The organism is Parabacteroides faecis (genome assembly GCF_014647375.1).
Taxonomy (GTDB): Bacteria; Bacteroidota; Bacteroidia; order Bacteroidales; family Tannerellaceae; genus Parabacteroides; species Parabacteroides faecis.
The window spans coordinates 312933-337563 of the sequence record NZ_BMPB01000008.1; the positions used below are offsets into that span (position 1 = coordinate 312933).

The 24631-nt window shown below is 36.9% G+C and carries 24 protein-coding genes and 1 pseudogene; all 25 read right to left on the reverse strand.

Annotated features, from left to right (window positions below):
• Positions 1-8: 8 nt before the first annotated feature.
• Positions 9-1253, reverse strand: coding sequence for a DegT/DnrJ/EryC1/StrS family aminotransferase (locus IEY67_RS13665; protein ID WP_183671694.1), 1245 nt, complete (start codon positions 1251-1253; stop codon positions 9-11).
• Positions 1254-1271: 18 nt separating this feature from the next.
• Entirely contained in the window at positions 1272-1922 is a 651-nt protein-coding gene (locus IEY67_RS13670; protein ID WP_183671695.1) for an HAD family hydrolase, read from the reverse strand.
• Positions 1912-2898: an ATP-grasp domain-containing protein gene (locus tag IEY67_RS13675; RefSeq protein WP_183671738.1), complete on the reverse strand. Its 987-nt coding sequence runs from the start codon at positions 2896-2898 to the stop codon at positions 1912-1914. Before IEY67_RS13675 ends, IEY67_RS13670 begins: the two co-directional genes overlap by 11 nt.
• A gap of 78 nt (positions 2899-2976) precedes the next feature.
• Positions 2977-3558: pseudogene (locus IEY67_RS13680) on the reverse strand (acetyltransferase); the annotation flags it as partial.
• A gap of 6 nt (positions 3559-3564) precedes the next feature.
• Positions 3565-4173, reverse strand: coding sequence for a sugar transferase (locus IEY67_RS13685; RefSeq protein WP_183671696.1), 609 nt, complete (start codon positions 4171-4173; stop codon positions 3565-3567).
• A 30-nt stretch (positions 4174-4203) separates the two neighbouring features.
• The gene (locus tag IEY67_RS13690; protein WP_189086825.1) at positions 4204-4908 is read right to left on the reverse strand and encodes a hypothetical protein; all 705 of its coding nucleotides are present in this window, start codon (positions 4906-4908) and stop codon (positions 4204-4206) included.
• A complete protein-coding gene (locus IEY67_RS13695) occupies positions 4905-5261 on the reverse strand; it encodes an HAD family hydrolase (protein ID WP_183671698.1) in 357 nt (118 codons plus the stop codon). Before IEY67_RS13695 ends, IEY67_RS13690 begins: the two co-directional genes overlap by 4 nt.
• Positions 5262-5269: 8 nt before the next feature.
• A complete protein-coding gene (locus IEY67_RS13700) occupies positions 5270-6349 on the reverse strand; it encodes a ComEC/Rec2 family competence protein (RefSeq protein WP_183671699.1) in 1080 nt (359 codons plus the stop codon).
• A gap of 26 nt (positions 6350-6375) precedes the next feature.
• Complete coding sequence (locus IEY67_RS13705) at positions 6376-7248, reverse strand: polysaccharide deacetylase family protein (RefSeq protein ID WP_183671700.1); 873 nt, start codon at positions 7246-7248, stop codon at positions 6376-6378.
• On the reverse strand, positions 7245-7832 hold the full coding sequence (locus IEY67_RS13710) for an acyltransferase (protein WP_183671701.1): 588 nt from the start codon (positions 7830-7832) through the stop codon (positions 7245-7247). The genes IEY67_RS13705 and IEY67_RS13710 overlap by 4 nt, the downstream gene beginning before the upstream one ends.
• A gap of 2 nt (positions 7833-7834) precedes the next feature.
• Positions 7835-9010, reverse strand: a complete 1176-nt coding sequence (locus IEY67_RS13715) for a glycosyltransferase family 4 protein (protein ID WP_183671702.1) — start codon at positions 9008-9010, stop codon at positions 7835-7837.
• The gene (locus tag IEY67_RS13720; RefSeq protein WP_183671703.1) at positions 9007-10290 is read right to left on the reverse strand and encodes a glycosyltransferase family protein; all 1284 of its coding nucleotides are present in this window, start codon (positions 10288-10290) and stop codon (positions 9007-9009) included. Before IEY67_RS13720 ends, IEY67_RS13715 begins: the two co-directional genes overlap by 4 nt.
• 12 nt (positions 10291-10302) lie before the next feature.
• Positions 10303-11532, reverse strand: coding sequence for a hypothetical protein (locus IEY67_RS13725; RefSeq protein WP_183671704.1), 1230 nt, complete (start codon positions 11530-11532; stop codon positions 10303-10305).
• A 14-nt stretch (positions 11533-11546) separates the two neighbouring features.
• Positions 11547-12557 (reverse strand): GNAT family N-acetyltransferase, encoded by a 1011-nt coding sequence (locus tag IEY67_RS13730; protein ID WP_183671705.1) that lies wholly within the window; start codon positions 12555-12557, stop codon positions 11547-11549.
• 22 nt (positions 12558-12579) lie between these two features.
• On the reverse strand, positions 12580-13713 hold the full coding sequence (locus tag IEY67_RS13735; protein ID WP_183671706.1) for a glycosyltransferase: 1134 nt from the start codon (positions 13711-13713) through the stop codon (positions 12580-12582).
• A 4-nt stretch (positions 13714-13717) separates the two neighbouring features.
• Positions 13718-14362 carry a polysaccharide deacetylase family protein gene (locus IEY67_RS13740; protein WP_183671707.1) on the reverse strand — a complete coding sequence of 215 codons (645 nt, stop codon included), beginning with the start codon at positions 14360-14362 and terminating at the stop codon, positions 13718-13720.
• A 149-nt stretch (positions 14363-14511) separates the two neighbouring features.
• A complete protein-coding gene (locus tag IEY67_RS13745; protein WP_183671708.1) occupies positions 14512-15690 on the reverse strand; it encodes a glycosyltransferase in 1179 nt (392 codons plus the stop codon).
• Positions 15691-16710 (reverse strand): hypothetical protein, encoded by a 1020-nt coding sequence (locus IEY67_RS13750; protein WP_183671709.1) that lies wholly within the window; start codon positions 16708-16710, stop codon positions 15691-15693. It lies immediately after the preceding gene.
• Positions 16711-16716: 6 nt separating this feature from the next.
• Positions 16717-17961, reverse strand: a complete 1245-nt coding sequence (locus tag IEY67_RS13755; RefSeq protein ID WP_183671710.1) for a lipopolysaccharide biosynthesis protein — start codon at positions 17959-17961, stop codon at positions 16717-16719.
• 222 nt (positions 17962-18183) lie between these two features.
• The gene (locus IEY67_RS25180; protein ID WP_229801062.1) at positions 18184-18507 is read right to left on the reverse strand and encodes an endonuclease/exonuclease/phosphatase family protein; all 324 of its coding nucleotides are present in this window, start codon (positions 18505-18507) and stop codon (positions 18184-18186) included.
• 123 nt (positions 18508-18630) lie between these two features.
• Positions 18631-19236 (reverse strand): endonuclease/exonuclease/phosphatase family protein, encoded by a 606-nt coding sequence (locus tag IEY67_RS25185; RefSeq protein ID WP_506330614.1) that lies wholly within the window; start codon positions 19234-19236, stop codon positions 18631-18633.
• Positions 19237-19268: 32 nt separating this feature from the next.
• Entirely contained in the window at positions 19269-19646 is a 378-nt protein-coding gene (locus IEY67_RS13765; RefSeq protein ID WP_183671711.1) for a HepT-like ribonuclease domain-containing protein, read from the reverse strand.
• Positions 19639-19932: a nucleotidyltransferase family protein gene (locus tag IEY67_RS13770; RefSeq protein ID WP_183671712.1), complete on the reverse strand. Its 294-nt coding sequence runs from the start codon at positions 19930-19932 to the stop codon at positions 19639-19641. The genes IEY67_RS13765 and IEY67_RS13770 overlap by 8 nt, the downstream gene beginning before the upstream one ends.
• Positions 19933-19966: 34 nt before the next feature.
• Entirely contained in the window at positions 19967-21883 is a 1917-nt protein-coding gene (locus tag IEY67_RS13775; RefSeq protein ID WP_183671713.1) for a UDP-N-acetylglucosamine 4,6-dehydratase family protein, read from the reverse strand.
• Between the two features lie 451 nt (positions 21884-22334).
• On the reverse strand, positions 22335-24578 hold the full coding sequence (locus IEY67_RS13780; RefSeq protein ID WP_183671714.1) for a GH92 family glycosyl hydrolase: 2244 nt from the start codon (positions 24576-24578) through the stop codon (positions 22335-22337).
• Positions 24579-24631 lie beyond the last annotated feature (53 nt).

The following is a 24631-nucleotide window of genomic DNA, read 5'->3' on the forward strand; positions in this document are numbered from 1 at the left end:
CAATTATTTCACTTCTGAATCGCCTTCTTGATCTCTTGTACAATATAAACCACATCCTCATCCGTCACACATGGTCCACTCGGCAAACAAAGTCCTTGTTTGAACAAAGATTCACTTACACCGTTCACATAACAAGGATTATTTTTATAAACGGGTTGCAAATGCATCGGTTTCCATAGCGGACGAGATTCGATACCGACAGCATCCAAAGCCATACGCATCGCCTCTACATTCTTGTTCGGCTCACAATCCGTATGCAAAGAAGAAGCTTCGTGTGTCACACCGGCAGCACCACCTACAGCTCCCTGAACTACCGCTTCATATGCATATTCTTCCCCATTCACATGTAAGTCAGGATCAAGTAAAATCGTATTCAGCCAATAGTTGCTATCGAACTGGGAAGAAGGATTTTCATGCAGTACAATTCCCTCTACTCCGGCAAGTAACTCCTTATAAAGACAGAAAGTATGCTGATGGTGAGCGATATGTTCTTCCAATACTGTCATCTGCCCGCATCCGATACCGGCACAGATATTCGACATACGATAGTTATAACCGATCTTTTCATGCTGGTAATAAGGATATGACTCGCGAGCTTGGGTAGCATAGAACATGATTTTCCTTTTTGCCTCTTCATTGGGACAAATTAATGCACCGCCTCCGGAAGTCGTAATCATCTTATTCCCATTGAAAGAAAGTACCCCATACCGTCCGAACGTACCGCAAACCTGTCCATCATACCGGCTACCCAATCCTTCGGCAGCATCCTCAATAATCGGAATATCATACTTATTGGCAATCGCCATAATCTCCTCAATCTTGGCAGGCATACCATACAGATAAACAGGAACGATAGCCTTCGGCTTCTTACCTGTTTTAGATATGCGATCTTTAATAGCCTCTTCCAACAACTCCGGGTCCATATTCCAAGTATCTACCTCCGAATCGACAAACACCGGAGTAGCCCCTAGATAAGTCACCGGATGCGAAGATGCACAGAAAGTAAAGCTCTGTACGATCACTTCATCCCCCGGTCTCACACCACAAGCCAACAGTGCAAGATGGACGGCTGCCGTACCGGCAGAAAGGGCAACAACTTGTTTATTTTCCCCTATAAATGTTTCCAAATCTTTTTCAAAAGCGTTTACATTAGGACCTAAAGGGACCACCCAGTTGGTATCGAAGGCTTCTTTTATAAAAGCCTGCTCTTTGCCGCTCATGTGGGCGAGACAAAGGTAAATTCGTTTGTTCATTATTATTTATGATTAAATCTACAAAGACAATAATTCTTTCAGAGTATGTATCTTTACATTAGGCAGGTACTCTTCCGGACAGGAAAAGTCCTGACGGTGGATATTTCTTCCATCATCCAACAGGCAGATCGTTTTCCACCCCAGCTTATTAGGTGTAATAAAATCTTTCCGAAGGTTATCCCCGACATAGATAAACTCCACATCGGCATATTTATCCTGAAAAAACATGAAATTCCTCTCCGATGGTTTTTCAGAGCCAAACTCTTCGGATATAACCAAGTTCTCGTTTTCGATAAATTGTTCAAGTCTCAATGCCTGGAACTTATTTCGTTGGGTTATAGAGCGTCCATCCGTGATCATCCCCAGTGTAAAATCCTGCTTCAAAACCTCCAATGCCTTCAAGGTGTCAAGCTCCAACCGGATATTAGGACGATGAGACCTGTAGACAGACAGTAAATCCGCTTTCGTCAACGACAAATCGTAAGTATCGATCAAACGAGAAAAAACATCCGCTTTCTCTTTATAGGTTTCCAACATAAAAGTATAGATCCCTTTCAAGGAAAACTTCAATTCTATCCATCCTGCAATTTCCCGATAAGCAGAGTATAAGAAATTAATTTCCTTATACAACGTATCATCCAGATCAAAAATGAGAATCTTATTTTTCATATACGATCACCTCGCTGTCATACCGGAGCATCAAAGTATTGTCCGCCCAAGTATCCATATAGTCCAACGTTTCACCCAACATATACTCTCTTACGACATATTCTGGAAAGTTGGCTCCCGCATAATAGGAAAGTGGATATCCCCCGCCGAACCGTGGATTGATCTCGATCCCGACCACATCATCGTCCGACTTCCTATAGAACAATTGGATACAGATGCAACCGACCACACCCGGCAAATAGCCTAACCGTTCCTTCAAGAACCGAACCAAATAGTTTTTGCGGGTAAACCCTTTGTTGATCTCACCGGCACGGATCTCTATTCTTTCGCGGGGCACGATAGCTTTCACCCTATTATCCTTGCCATAATACATATCGACCGTAAATTCCTTGTATTCCTGTTTGTCGATATATTCCATAAAGATCAACTTCGGATGATTCAATATTTCCGATGTCAGTTCCTCTTTACACCTCACGACATACAGATCTTTGCTTAAGGAACCGTCATACGGTTTGGCGAAAAGTGGAAAAGTCGGATGATATTTATCCACTGGAGCCGGGACGCGAATATCACGACTATTCAAGAATGTACCGGTATTCCGCTTATCCCGGCAAGCTTGTATGAAAGGCAATTCCGATACCATTGATTCTATCCCATTTTTCTGAAACAGTTCCTTATTCTCCGCCAAAACCAGCAACTCGGTATCGATAGTCGGCACGATAACCCGAATTCCTTTTTCTTTACATATTGTCAGCAACATCTCTATATAACCGGAATCGGTTACCCTCGGTACAGCTATACACCCGTCTGAAACAATCCCGGCAGGAGCCATCGCAGGATTCATATCTGTCGTGAACACCTTCGCTTCTGGATAAAAACGCTTCAATGTTTCTTGAAACTGCTTTGTCAGTGTGACCCGCTTTCCGGCGGAGGTGATTAAGATATTAGTATTCCCTCGAAGATCATGATACTCCAAAGCAGCTTTTGCAGCCAAAAGTGGTTTAAGAAGGTAATTTACCCCCCCCCCGTTAACACTGGTTAACATTTTAATATTCAATGTTTTTATCGTTTTGCATCTATTTCCAACAGCCAAAACCCCATCCGGAATATCCTTGGCAACAACCGAACCTGCACCGATCACAGACCATTTTCCGATCTTGACACCCGGTAGAACCGTCGTACCTGCACCGATCCAACTTCCTTCACCAACATGAACGTTTCCACAAAGCGTACTATGCGGAGAGATATGCACATAATCTCCTATCACACATTCGTGATCGACAGATGTTCCAGTGTTAACAATGCAATGTTTCCCTATACAGACACAAGACTGAACAACTGCTCCCTGCATGATGACCGATCCTTCCTGTACGGTAGCATATGGAGAGACTACCGCAAGCGGATGTATCGCCGTTCCAAACTCAACATTCAGTTTATGAGCGATCATCTGACGTATTTTATTATCGCCTATACTTATTATCAGAGGTGAAATATCTTCCTTCCCATGAAAAACCGGATAACCCAACAGTTCATTTATCTCCGGATTATCATCGACAAGGCCCTCTATCTCTATATGATTCGCTTTTAATATATCTATGATCACTTTAGCATGACCACTCGCACCGTATAAATACATATCCGTTTAATTATTACCCGTAAAAAACTCCATCGTAGCCTGTCCCTCTTGTGAAATACCTTCCCGGACAAACACTTTTTTTATCGTTAAAAAGATGATTTTCACATCCAACAGAAACGAACAATGATCCACATACCAAACATCCAATTCAAACTTTTTCGTCCAACTAATCGCATTGCGTCCGTTTACCTGTGCCCATCCGGTAATACCCGGCCGCACGTCATGACGACGCGCCTGCTCCTTACTATATAATGGCAGATATTGAACCAATAAAGGACGAGGCCCAATCAATGCCATATCTCCTTTCAGGACATTTATCAACTGGGGCAACTCATCGATCGAAGTGGAACGGACAAAACGTCCCACGTTCGTCAACCGATCTGCATCAGTAAGTAAATTACCGCCAGCATCCCGTTCATCCGTCATAGTCTTGAACTTGATTACTCGAAAAATCTTTCCGTTCTTTCCGGGACGCTCTTGAAAGAAGAACGCACCGGTACCCTTGTTGGCGAAATACAACCAAAGGGTAACAAGAAACAGTATCGGCCAGATGACAGCCAACACACAGAACACGAGTATAAAATCAATTACCCTTTTGAAAAAAATTTTATACATAGATGTCCAAACATTTATTAAAAGTTATCTTTATTTACTCATCTTATTAAGTATGTAATACCCTACGAGTCCTATAACCAGTGTACATATCAAACTAACACATAGCGTATTTTCACAATAGAAAAGCAAGCTATACAAAGCCATAAATGACAGTAAGATATAACAAATGAAAAAGAGAATCACACAAATCATTTGTGTACTTTTCCAATCTATAGTAGCCGGATAAGCAGGATTATGCCAAATTTTGCTCTTATTCTCAAATCCAAAAGGTTTGTCTTTGAAGACATTTCGACGATGTTCATTCAAATATCGCCCCATAAGCACAAAATATGTTCGGTTACGCATGATTGCTGCTAAAGTCAAAAAGACAAAACAGGTTGACAATGCGAGTATTCCACCAACAATATAGTTGGAAATACCATCTTTGTAAACATCCAACAATGTTTTATCAGCCTCTCTTTCGTAGTTTAATATAGTCCAACAAGCACCTATTACCACAAGAATCTGTCCGAAAGAAAATTTTGTCAAATCCCAATTAACAGAATCGTAATGCCTCAACATATACATACATTGCTGAAAATCATTAACTAACAAGTCTTTTTGAAAGGTTTGTTCCAAAGACTGTTTGGTAATTGATACATCATCCTGTTGTTTAAATTCAAACACTGTACTTAACTTTTCTGCATTACGGTTCAAAGACGAAAGAATTACCTTATCAATCCATTCTCGTATCATTGCTCCCATGTTTTAAAACGATTAATTTTATTTACTGTTTCCACCCAATCCCCTTCAAATGTAATGGCTCTATCATCTATATAGACATCAGCTATCGGTTTCCCTCCAAGAGCATTGCCTGGTTGATTAGGGTTCTGATTAATACTGTCAAAACAAACACCATGACGAATCAAAAATGACTTTATCGCTTCTTTGTTTCCTCGTGTTGTATAGATGATAATATACCACCCTTGTTCTTTTAATTGCCGCATGGCATCTACAGCTCCAGGCACAAGCGAACCAAAATGATTATCCCCTTGCCAGTCTTCATAATGCACCAAAGTACCATCAATATCCACACATATTGTCTTCATTTTTTTATTTATTGAGCTTTTCCATCCATTTTATGATGTATTCCTTGTGGAGTTTGTGGAGAGGCATTTATTTTAACTCCCTTATGAAAAACAAATCGATGTTCCTTCGTTACAAATATTCTACTTCGATAGTTTATTTCCAACAGTTTGTTAATTAGTCGACGGGATGGATGTCCCTCTTTTTCACCTTCAGGAGGACAAGAGATTATAAAACTACATGGATTCAGTCTCCTTAACAATTCAGGATTTACATTCTTCCTGCTTCCATGATGGGGCAACTGTACTGTTGTAAAATCATTTGTACTGTTTTTTTTATTCAACTTTTCATATTGATTAAAAGCTTCTTCTAACGCCTCTTTTCCCGCATCTCCGGTAAAAAGAAACTTTTCATTTCCAACTTCAAGCAAAATAATCAAGCTCGTTTGATTTACCTCCGAAGTATTTTCTTCATCAAACCATTCAATTTCTCCATTATTCGGGTCATAATCATCCTCAGTCATCGTAGCCTTCACATACGGTTTATTCCATTCATTAATCCATGTTTCAGGGGTTTTATCCGAAGCCAAAAGATATTTTTGGTAAAAAGATTTAGAAGGTCCTAAAATAGACAAGACTCCTGGAATCAGTTCGTCTTCGCTATATGCAGGACTTAATATAATCTTTCTGCATTTGGCTATATTTTCTATCTCATCAGCCATAGAAAACGAATTTTTTATACGCTCAGCCAAACTGTTTGGAGTAATCCTTTTATCCTTGAAATGCTCTGGCTTTAATTTTCCATCCTTCCAAGGACGATTCATAACGATTTTTTCTACTGTAATATCTCTATCTTCCAAAATCGCTTTCAATCCCGACAAATGATCCAAATCAGGATGCGTATTAATCATCATGTAAATGATAGGTTTTTGATATTTCCTTTTTAAAAATTCAGCTATTGCTCTACCTGTCTCTTCGTAACCTCCATCGATTAAAAATACATATGGATTATCATCCTCGTCATATAATTCTATCAAGATAGCATCACCACCTTTTGAGCCAGTCCCCACGGGGAAGAACCATACACAATATTTATTCTGATTTAAAGACATATTTCACATTGGTTTAATCATCAATACTACAATAAAATTTTATTCTCAAACGTCAATTGGTTATCTGCATCTTCCAAACTAACAAATGACGCACTATTTAATAATTTTTGCATTTTTTCAAAAGCACCTTTAGTTCCTATGCTGGATTTCACATAACGCATCATCCGATTTTTCACACTTCCATTTTCTCGGAAATAAGTTTCATATTCTATCCTTGTCATCATGCCATCTTGATTATGAATCAAATCTCCTATATGGAAATAAGCAATAAAATAATTATTATGAGACATTTTATATTTTATGAACTGCAAAGGGAAAAGGCGAAAATATCCTCCACCTGAAAAAGCAAAATCCTTGCCTAACATGTGTGTCAACGCAATGGGAAATTCTTTCAATTGAACATTATTATATTCTATTAAAACTGGATTGTTAGCAGGGAAAGCTGGAAAACCACCAAAATCTCTCACGGCCGGATAGATAGAAGAATCTCTCTCTATACCACATTCTGCCAAAATTTCAATAGCCCATTTATTTTTTTCTCCAATAGAAAAAGCCGGTGCACGATAGCTTACGACAGATTGTCCACTTACATCTTGTAGTGCATCAATAGCTTCTTTCGTATCTTCTTGCAATTGTTTTGGAGTCATTTGAGTTAACCATAAATGTTCGTTGGAATGGCAACCAATCTCATGTCCTCTCTCCGATATTTTTCTTATAACATAATGAAAATCAGCGGCGATTCTTCCTACACAAAAAAAAGTTGCCTTCTGATTATTTTCATCAAGAATGTCAAGTATCTTGTTTAAATAAGAATCAAACTTCCTATATTTTTCCACCCGACCTCCACAAAACTTCTTTTCGATATACCATTCCTCTATATCAAACGATAGTATATTCATAACTCTTCGCGCTTTTGTATTTGTTTTATTACTTTAGCTGGACGCCCCATCGCTATAGTCCATGCCGGAACATCCTTGATCACTAATGAACCGGCACCAACAATAGCCCCTTCACCCACTGTTACACCAGGCATCACAAAAGACTCCATACCAATCAAGCACCCCTTTTTCAAAACAATTGGTTTCAGTACATATCCTAAAGCTAAATATTCATCACCCACACAGTAATCTGAAAAATCACGTTGATGACATAGCAGACGTGTTCCACCAGCAATACTTACACCGTCTTCAATGATAATTAAATCCGAATGACCAGAATCAATCTTTACTGTATCTCCAATAAATACGTCCTTTCCCACATGACATCCTATTTGCCGCAATACCCATGGGCGTACTTTTCGAGGCAATAAGGGAGATAACATCCAATTATTCATCACCCAACTCAAAAGAAAAGAGTCTCTAAAAGTTTTATGTACCCGTTTTATCAATTGCCATAATGTAACTTGACCATAATCCTTTTCAGAATAATGCATTCCAAGAATACGCAAAAAACGATAAGTTAAACTTAATTTTTCAGAATTCATAACTATGCTTCTATTACATTAATAATATGTGGCCATACCACAGATGAATCAAAATTTTCGCATATCCAACTACGTGAATAGCGTCCCATAGAAGTCCGAATCTCTCCATTTTTTAGCATTAGTTCAATTTTGTCAGCAATAGACTCTGGCGTAATTTCACAATACACACCGGTTTTATCCTCAATTATCGAATCTATACAGCCTGTTGATTTTGATACGATTGCAGGTACTTCCATAGCCCCACATTCAATTGTAACCATACCAAACCCCTCTCTATATGAAGGCAACACCATTATGCTAAACAATGCAAAATACTTGTGAATCTCAGTATACTCAACACGTTCCACATGTATTACATCATTACAAGTATCTATATATTTACGCAGTCCAACGCTAATACTATCACGCGATTCACTACTGCCAATAATAAACAATTTAAGATTATTACCATCACTATATTTTTGCTTGAGTAACTTAAAAGCATCTACAAGTTCAGCCACTCCCTTGTCTCGCACTAAGCGTCCACAAAAACCAATCACAAAGTCACCGTCTTTTATTCCTAGTTTTTTTTTCAAAACATCCTGCTCCGAGTCTATCAATCTATCAGGATTAAATCTGTTGACAGTGTCAATGCCACCACAAGTACCGGCACCAAGGAAATATTCTTGTGCACTGGATTCTATTCGATACTTTTGTCTAATATTTGCGACCGATTTACTTACACATACTGTCTTATGTGCCATCATTGCAACAATCTTATCCATCAAAATGACAAATATTCGCTTGCCCCCATTTAGGGTCTCAAAAAGTACGCCATGAGCAAAAATAATTCTATTTGGAACACGCATCAGAAATGCAGCCATTGTTCCCAAAAGCCTAGCTTTAGCTTGATGAGCAATAACTGTGTCAATATTATTTCGTCTTATATATTTGCAAATTGCTACAAATGCCTTAATATCACTCCATGGAGACAACGTACGCACCAGTTGAACGGGATGATATTTGATTTGATTTTGCGTTGCATAGTCTTGTATCATGTCGTCAGGGCTACATATCAAATGCATATCATATCCATTTTGACGAAGATACATAAACTGACCACCAATGAAATTTCTGGCACTACTTGCCAGATTAATAATTTCAAGTATATTATGAGCCTTACTCTTATTAGTATTCATAATTTATCACCTAAAACTTTATTAAAAAATATTTTTTTAATCATATCTGCATTGTGATTCTTCTCACCACAAATTCGAGCATTGGTTGCCATTTCCCTTTGCAAAGTCGGATTCTCTATCAGATTTTGCAACCTCGTCAAAATTTCATCTTCTGTATTGCATATAATGGCAGCCTTCTGTTCGGTAAAATATTCCATTGAAGCTATATCATTGGGACCTATAGCCAAAATACAACGCCCCTGACTCAAATAGTCTGTTATTTTTGTTGAAAATGACAGCCTCGCTGTCTTATTGTGAATATCATATATATCTTCCACAAACACTAAAATATCAGACTTTATCTGCTCCTCTTTCACCTGATCCTGTGGGATCGTACCTTTTAAATAACTTGTACCATCGACAGCCAATTGTTTCACTTGCACCTCAGTCAGCAGAGTCTGTGTGTATATATCTAAATAGGCCTTACATCCTTTCTCGTTAATCTTCTTTAGAGCTCGCACAATGGCCATCACAACCCTATCGCGACCTATATTCAATTTACCCGTATATATTAATCGATATGGTTGTATTGGATTGTAAACTTCTGACACTTGCGGTAGTGACACAATGGGTTTTGTGACAATAGTAGAATTGACTCCAAATTCCTTGTCACACTCAGCCTTCATTTTAGGGCATATTGTAAGAATTTCATCACACTGATAAACAAGGCTTTTTACAGAACGACGCGTAAAGAAACGCCCTATCTTATATGACAATTTACTACTTTGTTTATATGTAAAATTGTCATCCCATAATACTCCAATTACACGTTTGGGATTACAATATTTGATAATGAATTCATTCAGATTGTTAAAATAAATATAACTCTCTATAGGGAAGACAAGTACATCAGGATTAAAGTCGTCCAAAAATTCCATAAGTTCCTTAGTCTTCCAGTTTCCCAACATCCATGCTATCTCACGTACAGCAAGAAATAACAGATTCCTATTGCGCGAAAAATATGCATAGCGTTTCTTTTCCAATTGCAATTCCGTACTTATTTCATTTGAAAAAATAGAAACTTCTGAACCAGTCATTGCTCCGCGTTTGAATACGCTTTTTACGACCTTCCCTTCCAATATTTGAAAGTACCTTGAGCACACATCCGAGTCTGGTAATTCAGCACGCATATAGATGTTGGCAAATTCATGCTCTATATTACCCTCAAGCAATGTGCTAAAGGAGTCATAGCCTGTCTTTTTACTCCAAGCAGGTATAGATGTGATAAGTATTCTTGACATTTAGAATTACATTTAAGAGCTCTGTTTTACTGTATACATACTGCATGTATATATTACAACTGGCACAAAAATAGAAATCATAAACCACCCCTCTTCACCAAACAATCCTTTAGTATATAGGAATACAGTAGCAATACATATACCTAAGTAATAATAACTTCGCGATAAATGGTTACAGAACTTTTTTTTCCAAACTATTATCTGACTAATAAGAAGCATAATGAAAGGGATACCAGCCAAAAGCCCCATACCACCTAATCTATCCAAAATAACAGAATGGCCGCCTACTTGATCCCCACCCCAAATCATATTAGACAGAAATGAATCCATTGAAATAGCATGCAAATTTTCTCGACCAGTTACAGCCCCTATTTCATCCTCTCCTCCTCGATAGAGAGCCAAAAATGATTCCATTTTTGGTTGCACTGCAGTGCCTTCAAACCAACCACATAAGAACTCTAAAAAATGCTCTACCACATTGAAAGAATATATTATGAGTACGCAAACCATTATTATTACAAGACGAAAGAAATTGATACCACTTTTCTTTCCATATGAAAGAAAAAAAATAATACAAATCAACATCGCTACTAAAGATGTTGTAACATTGGTATTTAAAACAAGTATAATATTACAAATTAATAGGACGAGTGCAACCAGTTTATGCTTCCCTTCTGCTGATATATAACCCATAAATGCTACAGGCAAAGACATTGCAAAAGCATGCATCAATGTATACCCAGGCAATCCCAAGACATGGATATCTAATTCGGCTTGGGTTGCCAATAATCTCATATCATAATGCATAACGATGGGAAGTACAGAAACAAAAGAAATTAGATAAACAGCGACTGATATCAAAGCGACATAGTTATATACTTTTAGATTATTACGATACCACAATATACTAACAATACTAAATGAAGGCAGTGTCCATGCTATCTCTATTAATAGTTTCTTCGATACAGTAGCTTTCCCAATACCAATAGTTATATCTGCCCCAAAGAGGAAAAACAATGTCAATATACCAAAATAACAAAGAGCCCAACCCATTAACTTGTTTTTATACGCATTAGGGTATAATATAACACACATTAGAAATACAAATATATCAACCGTCTGGCTATCTAATGGGAAATAATCTGACAGCAACGGGAATAAAATAAACGCTGCAAAAAATGTATATACAGTAAGAAATATTTTATCTTTTCTTGTTAAAATATCTGTATTTAGGTATTCCATCAAATATTTGAATATTAGAAAGTATCAATATCCATGAAAGATAAAGCCCAATTCTGAGGATTCAGGCAAATCTGTTTCATTTCGTCTGTAAGAACCTTGACACCATGATTAGCAAATTTTTTAGACTGTAAAAAACCAAGCTTTTTATAAAATTTATACAAAGGATGGTTTAATGTCATATCTGCAAGGACTAACTCAGGCTTAATTTCCTTATTGAATGCTTTAAACAAAGCTTTGAGGTCGACTCTTGTGTATTTATACAAGAATACTTCACCAATAAAAACAACTACAGTTCCATGAGGCTTCTTACCTATTTTGTATATAATACAACCAAGTCCATCCTTGCTCCACATCTTGATTCCACTTTGCGATTTCATACGCCACAAGAATGTCTCCTTATCATAGCGGATATGTATAGTATCACTCTTCAGCATTTCTGCCTCTCGAATATCTAACAAGTGCTCATCTATTGATATTATATGAGATTCAATATCCCAAATAGGAGTTCCTGCAAGTTTACGAATATCAAAACGAAGTTTCCACAATGTTTTCAACGGATTTAGATATTTTTTAAAGCCTGTCAAAGACTTAATGTAAACCCATCCCAATTTTTCGTAAGCTTTACGAGAAGCCTCTACACTAATGTTATAAATTAACTCACCACCTGCCTCATTAAAATATTCATTTAGAAAAGCTTCATTCAGTCTCAAGAATAAATGTTTTCCTCTACATTCCTTTGATACACAAGAATCAGCATATTGTACACAGATTAATTTCCTGTTACCATAATAGGCATTCATAAAAAATGACGTACGACTACCTACAATTTTTCCATTTTTTTCCGCCAAATAGCTTACGCCTGTCGATTCTTTCATTACAAAGCTAGCCTTTCTTTCCCAAGAAGTGAAGTGCTCAGACTTCCCCTCACATGACTTTGCAGGCCATACTTCACAATATAGTTTTACCAAATTATCAAAATCGCTAGGTTCAACTTTTCTTATAATAATATCATCTTTTTCCATCATCTCAAATTTCAAATTGTTTCATTTACAAATCGTTCAACAAATCTCGCCACTGCTTACTTATACTTTGTATTGAAAAGTTTTCAGATTTTGAAACAGCTGCTTTTTGCATGGCTTTTAATTTTGATGGATTTGACATCAATGCATCCAAACGCTCGACATATTGTTCAACACTGAATGCATCTACCAAGACTCCATTTTTATCATCATCAATTATGTCAAAAGCCGCTTCATAAGATGAAAAAAGAATAGGACAAACCGCGTAACACATTGATTCACACAAACTTAAAAGCCACCCCTCATATATACTTGACATAGTGAGTATGGAGGCTCTCTTATAATATGACACTACATTTGTTTGGAAACCTTCAAATGAAACAGATTCATGAAGATTATTTTTGTCGACATATAGTTTCATCCATTCAAGTTTTTCTCCATCACCTAAAATTTCAAGCTTCCAATCTGGATGCATTTTTGAAATTCTATTCCAAACCTCTACTAACAGATGAACACCCTTTTGTGGCACCAAACGTCCAGAAAAGAGACATAACTTTTCTTTATTATCCAAATCAACAACAACATTATCCGGCTTCTGACATGTTACTGGATTATTTATATATGTAAGTTTGGTAGGGTTCGAAATACAGGTTATATATTTGAATATTGGAATAAAACGCTTTGACAACAAAACATATTTGTCTGCATTCTTATACATTTTCCTATGGCGTTTCATTGAATATAACCATATTCCAAATCGTTTTACAAGAGCTAACGGTGTATTACCATAATGAAACTTATTACTTAACAAATAACAGTTAGGTGTATTATGTTCAACAATAATCAACTTTGGACGCTTGTTTACCATTCGTATAGCTGCAAAAACATCATCCTCTTTCCCATAATAGGAATCTTGATAAATAATACAGTCTATATGTTCATTATTAATAACCTGTAACAAATCATCACTCAGGTTGTTCTTTTGTTCAAAGTATTTTACATTTTGATCAAGATTGTTTAATAGTATCTTATCACTCAGCGGATACACAGAAAAAATAGAAATACTGTAGTCTATACACAACTCGTTAGCTAGATACTCAGTAACCTTTTCTATCCCTCCCAATCCAGGGTAACGAGTACAAAAAAAAAGTATTTTTTTCATGCTATTATTTACCAGTTAAAGCCACAATCCTATTGACTAAAGTACTGAATATATTAAAATACCCTAACACCTTATATATAAATACTCTCATAGGCTCCTCATTCACAATCGAATTACGACCGAAAATAATCTTATCCTCTTTCATATATGAGTAATTCATATCTGATGTGTAAATTCTCATATAATTAGAATACTTTACCAAATAATCGTTGGAAGCCTCAGAATAATAGCCAAATGGATAACAAAAGTCATGAGGTTCATAACCAAGTTCTTTTTTAAACTTTTGATCAACTTCAATAATTTCTAAATTAGGATTAATTGCATTTATATCTGCCATTGAAGGATGTGTAAAAGAATGTGCTCCAAAACCAACAATACCACTATTATGCATTTCGCGCACACTATCCCACGTCAAGTAGCTTTTATCTACACCAATCTTCCCCATTGATAGAAAGATGTTATACTTAAGTTTCAGAGATTTCATAAAGTCGAAAATCTCTGTATAATTTGAAATCCATCCATCATCAAAAGTAATCACAATATGTTTGTAACAGAATTTCAAGTTTTCAGTATTTTCCAACTCATCAAATGTGTATGTGACATATCCGTTATCGTGAAGATATTTCATCTGCTTCTTAAATATATCCACATTTGTTTGTTGACTACTATATCCCTTGCCCCTAACTATGTCATGATAGTAAATGACGTTTACAAACTTACTCCGTTTATTAAATATACTCCCAATCAACGGGACAATATTAAAATATATCACCTTTTTGACAAAATTCATATCACAATTTACTGATAGAGTAAAATATATTCGTTAAACCGACTTTTTTGATCAAACGCTTTAGAAGCCTCCAAAATATCTTCTTTCACAAATCTTTTAGTCGAACATATAGATTCAATTTGTAGCTGCAAAGTAACTACATCATTACACTCAACAATAGCACCGATCTTTTCGTTTATAATTTCCGGACTACCGCCAGTACGAAAAGTGACTACCGGAGTTCCACAAGCAATTGCCTCCATATTGACCGTAGGATAAGTATCCTGTCTGGTTGCATTAACAAAAACATCTGCTGCTGAATAAATTTGAGCAAGTTCTTGCTGGCTTGTCGTTTTATGGATAGAAATAATATTTGAAGGCAATTGTTTATCAGTATCAGCATTAGTACCAACAAGAACAACTTGATAATCGCAAGGTAATCGTTCCGCAAGTTTGATAAAAACATCCAATCCTTTGCTATATCCCCAACCAAATGACACACCAAGAACAATATGTTTATTACCTACACCATATTTAATCTTGAAATCACTTGATACTGGTTTGAATACAGAAAGGTCTATACCATTATTAATTACAATGACTGGATAATCCTTAAACATAGACTGCTTTACCAAACCTGCCAACCATTTTGATGGAGTAATAATGGTTAAATCAAGTCCTCTCCGTATTGCGTACTTCTTACGTTTATACAACTCCGTACTCCTGTCAAACAACCAACTATATACTTTTCGCTGTGGACAATTATGACACTGAATTTTCCATTTGTCACAATCAGCAATCACAAAATGTGAACAATAACCAGTAAAAGCCCAACAATCATGAAAAGTCCAATATACTTTGAGTTTTTTCTTGCGTAAATAATTGAACAATATCCCAATGTTGCAGTTATGGTTGTGAATATTGTGTAAATGCACAATGTCTGGAGCTAAAGATTCCAATTCAAATATTAACTGATGAGTTACCCTTGTTGCATTAAACCCATATCCACCAAAAAGTTTAGCTTTAAGAGCCTGCCATTTTACATATCTATCGCTTGAATACTTAATGCCACAAAAATGATTAGAATGACCACTTGTATACAAGATATAGTTTTCTATACCTTGTTTTGTAAGCAAGTCACTGACTGCAACACATATTCTACCAATGCTTCCTGCATCACAAGTTGCATTTATCTGCACTACCTTCATCTATTTAATGTACTTTCTAAACCATTTACCAACTCTATAAAACATCGGAATTTGACGTAATGGATAGTAAACGAACAAATCTTTTACTGCCCAAAAATATGATTTATTAAATAAGGCACGCTGAACGAACATGCTTTCTTCAAATTTTGGATCAATAACTATATTATCATTGTATACAATTTCTCCTAACTCCTCTGTTGGTCTATTACCATAAACAGCAGCCATACCATGGTCATAAGAGGGGTCATAATTCGTTGCTTCCGCATCAAATCCTATATTCGACACCATATTCACCTGTGGGTAAATATTATAAAGCCCATACTTAAATGATATATATAACATCTGTATATCATAACTTCTACTAATTCTGCCATTTCTCTTTTCACTTAAATGTCGTTCAAATTTCTTGGTGTACCAAATACGTTCGAACCAACTATTGAAATTAGCCTTATAACTTGGAGTCTTGAAACAATCATAAAATGTATCTATCCCAAATTCATACTTTTGGTGGGTACGCTTCCATGTTGCCATGCCATAAGTAGAAGCTGGAATTCTTGAATAATAATAAGATGCACTACCATAATGCTGTCCAAAATTTACACCTCCAATATAACCAATATTATCATTGTCTTTATATCGTTCCAACAAATCCTGACAATAAAAAAAGAATGATTTAACAGGAAGAGAATCATCTTCTAAGAAAATCATTCTATCCTCATATTCGAAGAGCCAACTCCAAGCAGAGTATCCACCCATTGCACACCCCTGATTCTTCTCATGGAATAAGTAATGAGCGTCACAATCCCAATCTACATTCTTTACGATTTGCCTAACTTTATCGCAAGCCTTTCGTTCATCTGGTCTGTCTTCACGAGGTGCATCTGCTGCTACATATAGTTTTGTTGGACGAACTGAACGTATTATGTCAAAAATTATCTTCGTTTTATCAGGTCTATTAAAAACCAATAAAAGTACAGGAGTTATAAGTTTTTGATTCGCAATCATATTTTCTAAATTCATTTACAATTACTTTTTTCTATCTTTTTTTATTTGGAATAAAAGGCACAAAATATTTGTAACAATGAATAGCATAAATGTAACAATATGCCCATAAGCAGCTCCATAATAAGACCCAATCCTCACAAGAGAACTAATCACCAATACAGATAATAAACTGGCAATTACTTTAGTTGTCAAAACGCTTTTAGAATAGCCGGCAGCAACAGTTATATCGTTCACTAAATAAAACCCAACAACAAAAATTTGTGCAACAGATAATATTTGAGAATATTTAGCTGATTCAATATATCTTCCAGCGGTCAATATGTCAATTACGAATGGAGCTAGTATAATATAAAATAATACAACCAATGTTTCGGCAGCAAGCAAAATAACACAAACTCTGATGAGTTTTGATTTATTAAACTTTGCAACGGATTCATACAAATCAGGATTGAATGTAGAATACAATGCCATTGTAAAAATATTTATGTATCTCGCGAATTGATCTCCTACACAATAAATACCATATTCATTTGTATCACCAACACGCTCTAATAAAACTCTACTATAACCATTAGTAAAAAACTCTAAGCATCCAGCAATAGCTAAAGGCCAACAAAAAGACAATAGCTTTCTTAACAATATTAAATCTATTCGTTTAAAAATATATTTTTTCAATCTAAAAAAAGTAATAAGAAAGAATACAAATGATGAAACAAATGTTGCAAATTCATACCCCCATGCTCCTTGATGAAGTAAAACAACGCATATTAATATTGTTATTACTCTAAATATACCACTTGATATACAATATTTACAATACTCCCTTGTTTTTCTTTCTATTCGATACTCAGCAAGCTGAAAACTAAATAAACCACTTATCCAAATAGCACCTATGGAGAATAATAATAATGGAAAAAGTGGTATATTTGATTCTGTATTAAACAAATAATGATAAAAACATATGCCACCCCCAACAATTATTGACATAAAAAGCGAAAATAAAATCAACGATTGAACCACCAACGTTTTTAACCGCATTCGCTCTTCTAAATCAATCTTATAGTAATTTGAAAGGTAAAATCTCGTTATAAAGAATTGGATTAATGGAGTCTCTATCGCAGCAAAGGATGACAAATAACCTATAATCCCATAATCAAATGGAGATAAATTCTTTGCAAGAAATGGATTAATAGCAACCAACAATACCATCGGGATAAGCGATGATAGCAAATATAATCCTGTATCTCTTACAATTTTCTTCAGCATTATTTTATTAACACAATTCTATTTTAACCATCTTATCCATCACTCCCATATAGTTATAATCTTCACTATTTTAATTGAAGCATCTTCCACATATACAAAAACGGAAATACCATGATCGCCTTCTTTGTTCATCTCTATCGCTGTTTCTACGAATTACATAAAATGGTTCGCATCAATACTACCTCTAAAATATCCTTTCTCTATTTCTACAACTTCCATTAACTATCTATTTGCTATTCCTTTCCAAACCACCATATTATGATCACTATAAGATGTCTCCGGCGAATAGCATTCACACCCTTTCAACGATTCCGAATAAAAAACATAATCAATCCTCCAGAGCTTGTATAACTGGCGGAACGTATATTGGTAACCACTCCCACAATCATGGAAACCGTCAACCAGATCTTTTCGCACTCGATGATATGTATAAGAAGCTGGTGTATCATTGAAGTCACCGCAAACCAGCACCGGATAAGGTGAGCATTTGATCTCAGCATGGATCGTATCGGCCTGTTCAGCTCGTTTCCGATAGTTACTTTTCATTTTTAACACCAAATCTTTGACTGCTTTTGCACGAATTTCCAAACTCTTACCGGGAGTGGTAATGATACCGCGATAAGCATTGACGCTTGTTGTCTCGAAATGGTTGTTGACTACACGGATGTATTAATTGTTTATCCGTACATCAGCTATCAATGACATATTCCGAGAATTTTCATAATAAAGAGCCTTTACCAAATGGATGGGGTAACGGCTGTAAATCATTGTTGGCAAATGGTCGGTACGCCGACTGATATATTTATACAAAACATAATCAAAAGCGTATCGGATACTGTCACGGTGGTAATAACCATCACCGGGTACTTCCTGAAAACAGACAATATCCGGCTGAAGTTCCTTTATGTAAGCTGCAGCTTCATTCATTATGTACATCTTATTCCAACTAAAATGACTGGTATTGTAAGTGACTACAGTCAGAGGCGTCCCTTCCGAATCTACAACTTCTAGTTTATTCCAATAGAGTGGCTGATAAACTGCCAATAAATAATCTATATGTAGTAGAATGGCAAACAGAGAAATAAGGCTTCTCCACTTCTTCTTTGTAAACAATTGGATTATTCCCATCAACAGATTACCCGCCAATATTGGCCAAACAGCTAATGTCAGAAGAGAAAGCCAAATACAAATACCCTCTACATAGTACCCTCCGATCAAACAAAGAAAGGATAAGATAACAAAGAATATCTGAAAAAAGTTATTTAAACTTTTCAAAGGTATAAAAAGACGAATTCTTAAAGTTGGAATTAATTTTCCGTTAAGTCATTAATCATTTTGTCAATGACAGATAATAGTTCTGGAACATTTTCTTTACTAATTCGAAAAATCTCAAGAGCATCCACATCAAAATAATGATGAACAATGATATCACGTATTCCCATCACATTTTTCCAAGGAATTTCCGGATAATTAATCAGAAACTGTCTATTGGTTATTTTGTCTAAATTCTTTAAACTTTCTCCGATAGCTGTCAATTTCATACAAATACTATCGAGAAGAGTAACACCACTCTCGCTTAACAAAAAATCATCAGGTGAATGGATAGCAGAAGAACGCTTGATGATTTGTATCAAAGAGTCATGAAGCAACTGCAAGATATGGAGTACTACTAGTTTATTACACATAAATACCCTCCTTTAAAATTCGATCACGCAAAAAAGAGTCCATTTGCTTTCGCAAACGTACGATATCTACTTTACAACCTAATAGTTCTTCCAATTCACATTTAATGCCTGACAAAACAAAGAAGCCGCGTAACTCTCCCTCCACATATATATCTACATCACTATTTTCAGTCTGTTCATTACGCGCAACAGAACCAAATATCCCCATCCGGGTAATACCGTAATTGTCGGCATTCCTCTGCATATATCCTCGCAGTAAAGCGATGTATTCTGTTGTTGATTTCATATGTTATAAATTTCTTATTTACAAAGATAGAAATTTATTCCTTATCCAACACCTCATACTCCGAATTCTTACTCTTGAACTCCGGTACAATCCCTTTCATCATTTGGACTGTTCCCATCTTATCGACTTTAATCGCCAATGTAATCAGCGGGTTCATAACCGTACAAATATCATTGTAATCATATTCTCTCACTTGGGCACGATATATTTTGGCATTATTGGTAGAAAGGGTATTTTCTTTCGTTGCCAGAAGTTCCTCATACAGCTTTTCACCTGGGCGAAGACCGGTATATTGGATTTCGATATCCTCGCCGGGAACAAGACCAGCCAGTTCGATCATACGACGAGCCAGATCAGCGATCTTTACAGGGGTTCCCATATCGAATACAAAGATTTCATTACCCTTACCCATAAAGGCCGCTTCGAGTACCAAACGACACGCTTCCGGGATTGTCATAAAGTAGCGGATGATGTCGGGATGAGTCACTGTTAAAGGACCTCCTTTTGCCAATTGCTCACGGAAACGGGGAATAACAGAACCGTTACTTCCTAAAACATTACCAAAACGGGTCGTGATAAAACGGGTTTTACCCGGATGCAAGCCTTTGCTGATAGCGATACTTAAACTTTGTACATAGATTTCAGCCAGGCGTTTGGAAGCGCCCATTACGTTAGTCGGATTAACCGCCTTATCGGTAGAAATCATTATAAATTTATCTACATTGTATTTGACAGCCATATCCGCTACATTGCGAGTACCATATACATTCGTATGAACAGCCTCACAAGGATTTTCCTCCATCAAAGGTACGTGCTTATAAGCAGCCGCATGAAACACATATTGAGGTTGAAAACGCACGAAAAGAGATTCTACACGGTCGATCATCCGGATATCTCCCATTACAGGAGTAAACTCTACCTGAGGAAATTTTTCTTCCAGTTCCAGACGTATATTATGCATGGGAGTTTCAGCACTGTCGAATAAGATCAATTGTTTCAGATTGAATGTACATAATTGACGACAGAGTTCGCTGCCAATAGAACCGGCAGCTCCAGTGACTAAAACCACTTTACCTTTTAAGGATGCGGCGATTTCAGCCATATTGATACAGATTTCCTCACGGCCCAATAAATCTTCTATATGTACTTCAGGAAGATTGTGAAAATTAACCCTGCCTTTCTTCAATTCATCGACAGAAGGGAGTATCAACATACGAACCTTCTTCTTTTCACAATAACGGACTAAACGCTCACTCTCTTCTTTTACTAAATGATAGTCAGTAAACAGAACAGCTTTAATATTTTTCCTGTTAACCAAATGATTAAAGTCTACCTGTTTTTTGATTGAGTAAATTCTGTATTTTCCTACACGTAAACAGGTGTGATCGCCAAAACGTAGGAAACCACAAACTTTATACAGCAGTTTGTCGCTCAGGGAAGCATCAAACAAGAAAGTCCCGGATTTATCACCCTGATAAATCAATAGTTTTCCTTGATTTAAGGATACACTATTGACTATAATCGTATAGAAAACAATCATGAAGACACGGAGTATTGTTAAAAGGAAGAATGTGAGGGATAAGTCTACTACAGCTCCTAAGGCTAATTCACGAGGAGATTGAATCGTCGTGGTCAGGTAGACCAAAACAACGATGAAAAGTACCTTTATTAATGAGGATAAAGCGAGACGTCCGGCTTCTGTAAATGCAGAGTGCCGGATCACACCTTTATAGGTCTGGCACAAAAAGAAACTTGCCAGACTACTGCAGAAAGAAATGAATAATATATGAAAAAGAGAATCGTCTACAAGCTCTGTCCCAAGGATATACCACAGGAATGACAGAGAAGTAGCAGTTGCCAGAATTGATAAAAATAAATCAATAAATAGGACGATCCAACGGTTAAAAAATTTAACGCGTGATAATACTAGTGCAAAACCATTGATATTCATAAGTCACAAATTAGGGGTGTTATGTAAAAAAGTTCGTCAGTCCCAAGCGGCCAACCTACATAAACAACTGAAAATCTTATACTTGAAGGTTATTGGAGTGACTAAAAAAAACGATCGTTTTTTCTAGTCAGCTTTATTTGACTAATATATGTTAACCTATGATTGAAGCGGCATTTTGAAAAAACAAGATCAAAACATTGAAAAACAAATAGATAAAATTCCCAAAACCTTTTGTATTTCAATAAATATCTCCTACATTTGCAGCACAAAAAAATGACTAGAAAAAACGATCGTTTTTTCTAGTCATTTTAATTTCAAGACCTTTCAAAATTTTATAAGATTCACAAGAACTAACATATTAATTCATCTGCAACATCATTTTTAACCATAAAAAAAGCCCTGAAAAGTATTATAAACTTCTCTGGGCTTTCTTTATAAGAATTGATTCCTTCTATTTATGCGTATCTTCTAAAATAAATTTCAATGTTCCGGCATTCACCAGTTCTTCCTGAGAAATAGTATAGCCTTTCAACTTCTTTCCTCCGGCTGTTACCTCTTTAATGTAGATATCTTCCGGAGTTTGATGCATCGACTCGATCACCAGTTCACCTTTCGGATAGAATTTCTTGTCCAGATCGATTGTTACCTTATTAAAGGTCGGTGATGTTAATACATAATCCATATCACCCGGACAGGCCGGATAAAATCCCATCATAGAGAATACAGCCCAGGTAGACATTGTACCGGTATCATCGTTACCAGGGAGACCGTTCGGTGCATTATGATAGTATTTACTTAACAATTCACGAACGAGTTTCTGTGTACGCCAGGCATCGCCTTTGAAATAGCTGAACAGGTAAGGATAAGCGATATCCGGTTCGTTAGCCATATCATAGTGGCCTTCGTCGAATACCATCTGCAGCTTATCTACAAATTTCTTCTGACCACCCATCAGCTTAACAAGACCGGGGATATCGTGAGGTACATAGAATGTATAGTTCCAGGCACTTCCTTCGTGGAAGCCAGGATTCGGTTCGAAGTTTTCTCCTTGTTTCGGGTTGAACGGAGAATAGAACGTTCCGTCAGGCAGAAGCGGACGAAGGGTTCCGAACTCTTTGCTATAATAGTTCTTATATCCCATAGAACGATCGTGGAATAACTTGGCATCTTCTTTCTTTCCTAATGCTTTGGCAAACTGAGAAAGGTTCCAGTCGGCAATATAATATTCCAGGGCGTGAGATACAGAGTTATCGTACTGTTCACGAAGAGGAACATAGCCTTTACTCATATAATCGTTATTGTCCGGACGAAGCAGGTTGAACTCTCCCGGAGTTGTGGCTCCCTTACGCATCGCTTCATAAGCTGTTTCGACATCGAAATCGCGAAGACCGCGCATCCAGGCATCTACTATATAAGGTATAGAAGGATCGCCTTCCATCGTCAGAGTTTCACGTCCGTAAAGTTCCCATTTAGGCAACCATCCGCTTTCTTTATACATATCGATCATCGTACGGATAATGTCGAGCTGGCGTTCAGGGAAAAGAAGAGTCATCAGGGTACTTACATTACGATAAGTATCCCACAATGAGAATACAGTGTAACGGTTGCCTGTGGTATGGCCCACTTTCAGGCTTTCCATCATCGGATATTCGCCGTTCACATCCTGGATAATGTTCGGATGGATCAACAGGTGGTATAAGGCGGTATAGAAGATCGTTTTATCGTCTTTGGAACCTCCTTCAACCTTTACACGGGACAGATCGCTGTTCCACATATTGCTGGCGGTAGCTTTTACTTTATCGAAGTTAAAGTCCGGCTGTTCCGTATTCATGTTCAGGCGGGCATTTTCGATACTGACGAAAGAGACGCCCATCTTCACTTCGATTGCTTCGTTTTCTTCCGTATCGTAGGTAAACCATACACCGATATCGTCACCGCTCATGTCACGATTGTATTTGGTATACAACTTATATTTACCTGAATAGATATCCCATTCGGCTTCCACACCCTTCATTTCACGCTGTTTTTTCCAATATCCCATCGATTTAGGAGCCTTGCTGACCTTCATCACAAAATAGATAGGGAAAACAGCCTGTGGGTTATAGCAGAAAGTTCCCAGCAGTTTACTACCTTCGATCTCGGTCTCATTAACGATACGAACGGTGGCTCCGGTCTCGTTGGTCAGTCCTTCACCCAGATTTAAAAGGATATTGCCTTGCCCTTTCGGGAAGGTGAAACGGCTGAGACCTGTACGCATACTGGCTGTTGCTTCTGTCTTGATATTATATTTTGTCAGGACATTGCTGTAATAACCGGGATGGGCGACTTCATCTTTATATTTACTGCCGTATTCACGGTAATCGACTTTCAGTTCACCGGCTGTAGGCATCAACAAAAGACTTCCTAGTTCAGGACAACCGACGCCGCTCAGATTGACATGAGCAAACCCTGTCATGAAATCATTGTCGGAAGAGTATGGAGTGGACCACCATTGGCTGTCTTTATCGAAGCGGTTACTCTCCGACCCCATCACATTGAATGGAGTGACACTCATCATACCTTGGGGACAAATAGCTCCGGGATTGGTTGTCCCGTAGTTACTGGTCCCGATAAAGGGGTTTACATAATCTACCGGCTGTTGCGCTGCCGCCATCAGGCTGCCACACAGCAGAAGGCTCATTACTTGCTTCTTCATTCTTGATTTATTTAGTTACTAATTAATATATTGTATTCTGTTATCATTAATAA

Bases quoted from the DNA above. Each gene is read 5' to 3' on its own strand.
- IEY67_RS13665 (WP_183671694.1), bottom strand. From the start codon at position 1,253: ATGAACAAACGAATTTACCTTTGTCTCGCCCACATGAGCGGCAAAGAG.
- IEY67_RS13670 (WP_183671695.1), bottom strand. From the start codon at position 1,922: ATGAAAAATAAGATTCTCATTTTTGATCTGGATGATACGTTGTATAAG.
- IEY67_RS13685 (WP_183671696.1), bottom strand. From the start codon at position 4,173: ATGTATAAAATTTTTTTCAAAAGGGTAATTGATTTTATACTCGTGTTC.
- IEY67_RS13690 (WP_189086825.1), bottom strand. From the start codon at position 4,908: ATGATACGAGAATGGATTGATAAGGTAATTCTTTCGTCTTTGAACCGT.
- IEY67_RS13695 (WP_183671698.1), bottom strand. From the start codon at position 5,261: ATGAAGACAATATGTGTGGATATTGATGGTACTTTGGTGCATTATGAA.
- IEY67_RS13700 (WP_183671699.1), bottom strand. From the start codon at position 6,349: ATGTCTTTAAATCAGAATAAATATTGTGTATGGTTCTTCCCCGTGGGG.
- IEY67_RS13705 (WP_183671700.1), bottom strand. From the start codon at position 7,248: ATGAATATACTATCGTTTGATATAGAGGAATGGTATATCGAAAAGAAG.
- IEY67_RS13710 (WP_183671701.1), bottom strand. From the start codon at position 7,832: ATGAATTCTGAAAAATTAAGTTTAACTTATCGTTTTTTGCGTATTCTT.
- IEY67_RS13715 (WP_183671702.1), bottom strand. From the start codon at position 9,010: ATGAATACTAATAAGAGTAAGGCTCATAATATACTTGAAATTATTAAT.
- IEY67_RS13720 (WP_183671703.1), bottom strand. From the start codon at position 10,290: ATGTCAAGAATACTTATCACATCTATACCTGCTTGGAGTAAAAAGACA.
- IEY67_RS13725 (WP_183671704.1), bottom strand. From the start codon at position 11,532: ATGGAATACCTAAATACAGATATTTTAACAAGAAAAGATAAAATATTT.
- IEY67_RS13730 (WP_183671705.1), bottom strand. From the start codon at position 12,557: ATGATGGAAAAAGATGATATTATTATAAGAAAAGTTGAACCTAGCGAT.
- IEY67_RS13735 (WP_183671706.1), bottom strand. From the start codon at position 13,713: ATGAAAAAAATACTTTTTTTTTGTACTCGTTACCCTGGATTGGGAGGG.
- IEY67_RS13745 (WP_183671708.1), bottom strand. From the start codon at position 15,690: ATGAAGGTAGTGCAGATAAATGCAACTTGTGATGCAGGAAGCATTGGT.
- IEY67_RS13750 (WP_183671709.1), bottom strand. From the start codon at position 16,710: ATGAATTTAGAAAATATGATTGCGAATCAAAAACTTATAACTCCTGTA.
- IEY67_RS13755 (WP_183671710.1), bottom strand. From the start codon at position 17,961: ATGCTGAAGAAAATTGTAAGAGATACAGGATTATATTTGCTATCATCG.
- IEY67_RS25180 (WP_229801062.1), bottom strand. From the start codon at position 18,507: ATGAAAAGTAACTATCGGAAACGAGCTGAACAGGCCGATACGATCCAT.
- IEY67_RS13765 (WP_183671711.1), bottom strand. From the start codon at position 19,646: ATGTGTAATAAACTAGTAGTACTCCATATCTTGCAGTTGCTTCATGAC.
- IEY67_RS13770 (WP_183671712.1), bottom strand. From the start codon at position 19,932: ATGAAATCAACAACAGAATACATCGCTTTACTGCGAGGATATATGCAG.
- IEY67_RS13775 (WP_183671713.1), bottom strand. From the start codon at position 21,883: ATGAATATCAATGGTTTTGCACTAGTATTATCACGCGTTAAATTTTTT.
- IEY67_RS13780 (WP_183671714.1), bottom strand. From the start codon at position 24,578: ATGAAGAAGCAAGTAATGAGCCTTCTGCTGTGTGGCAGCCTGATGGCG.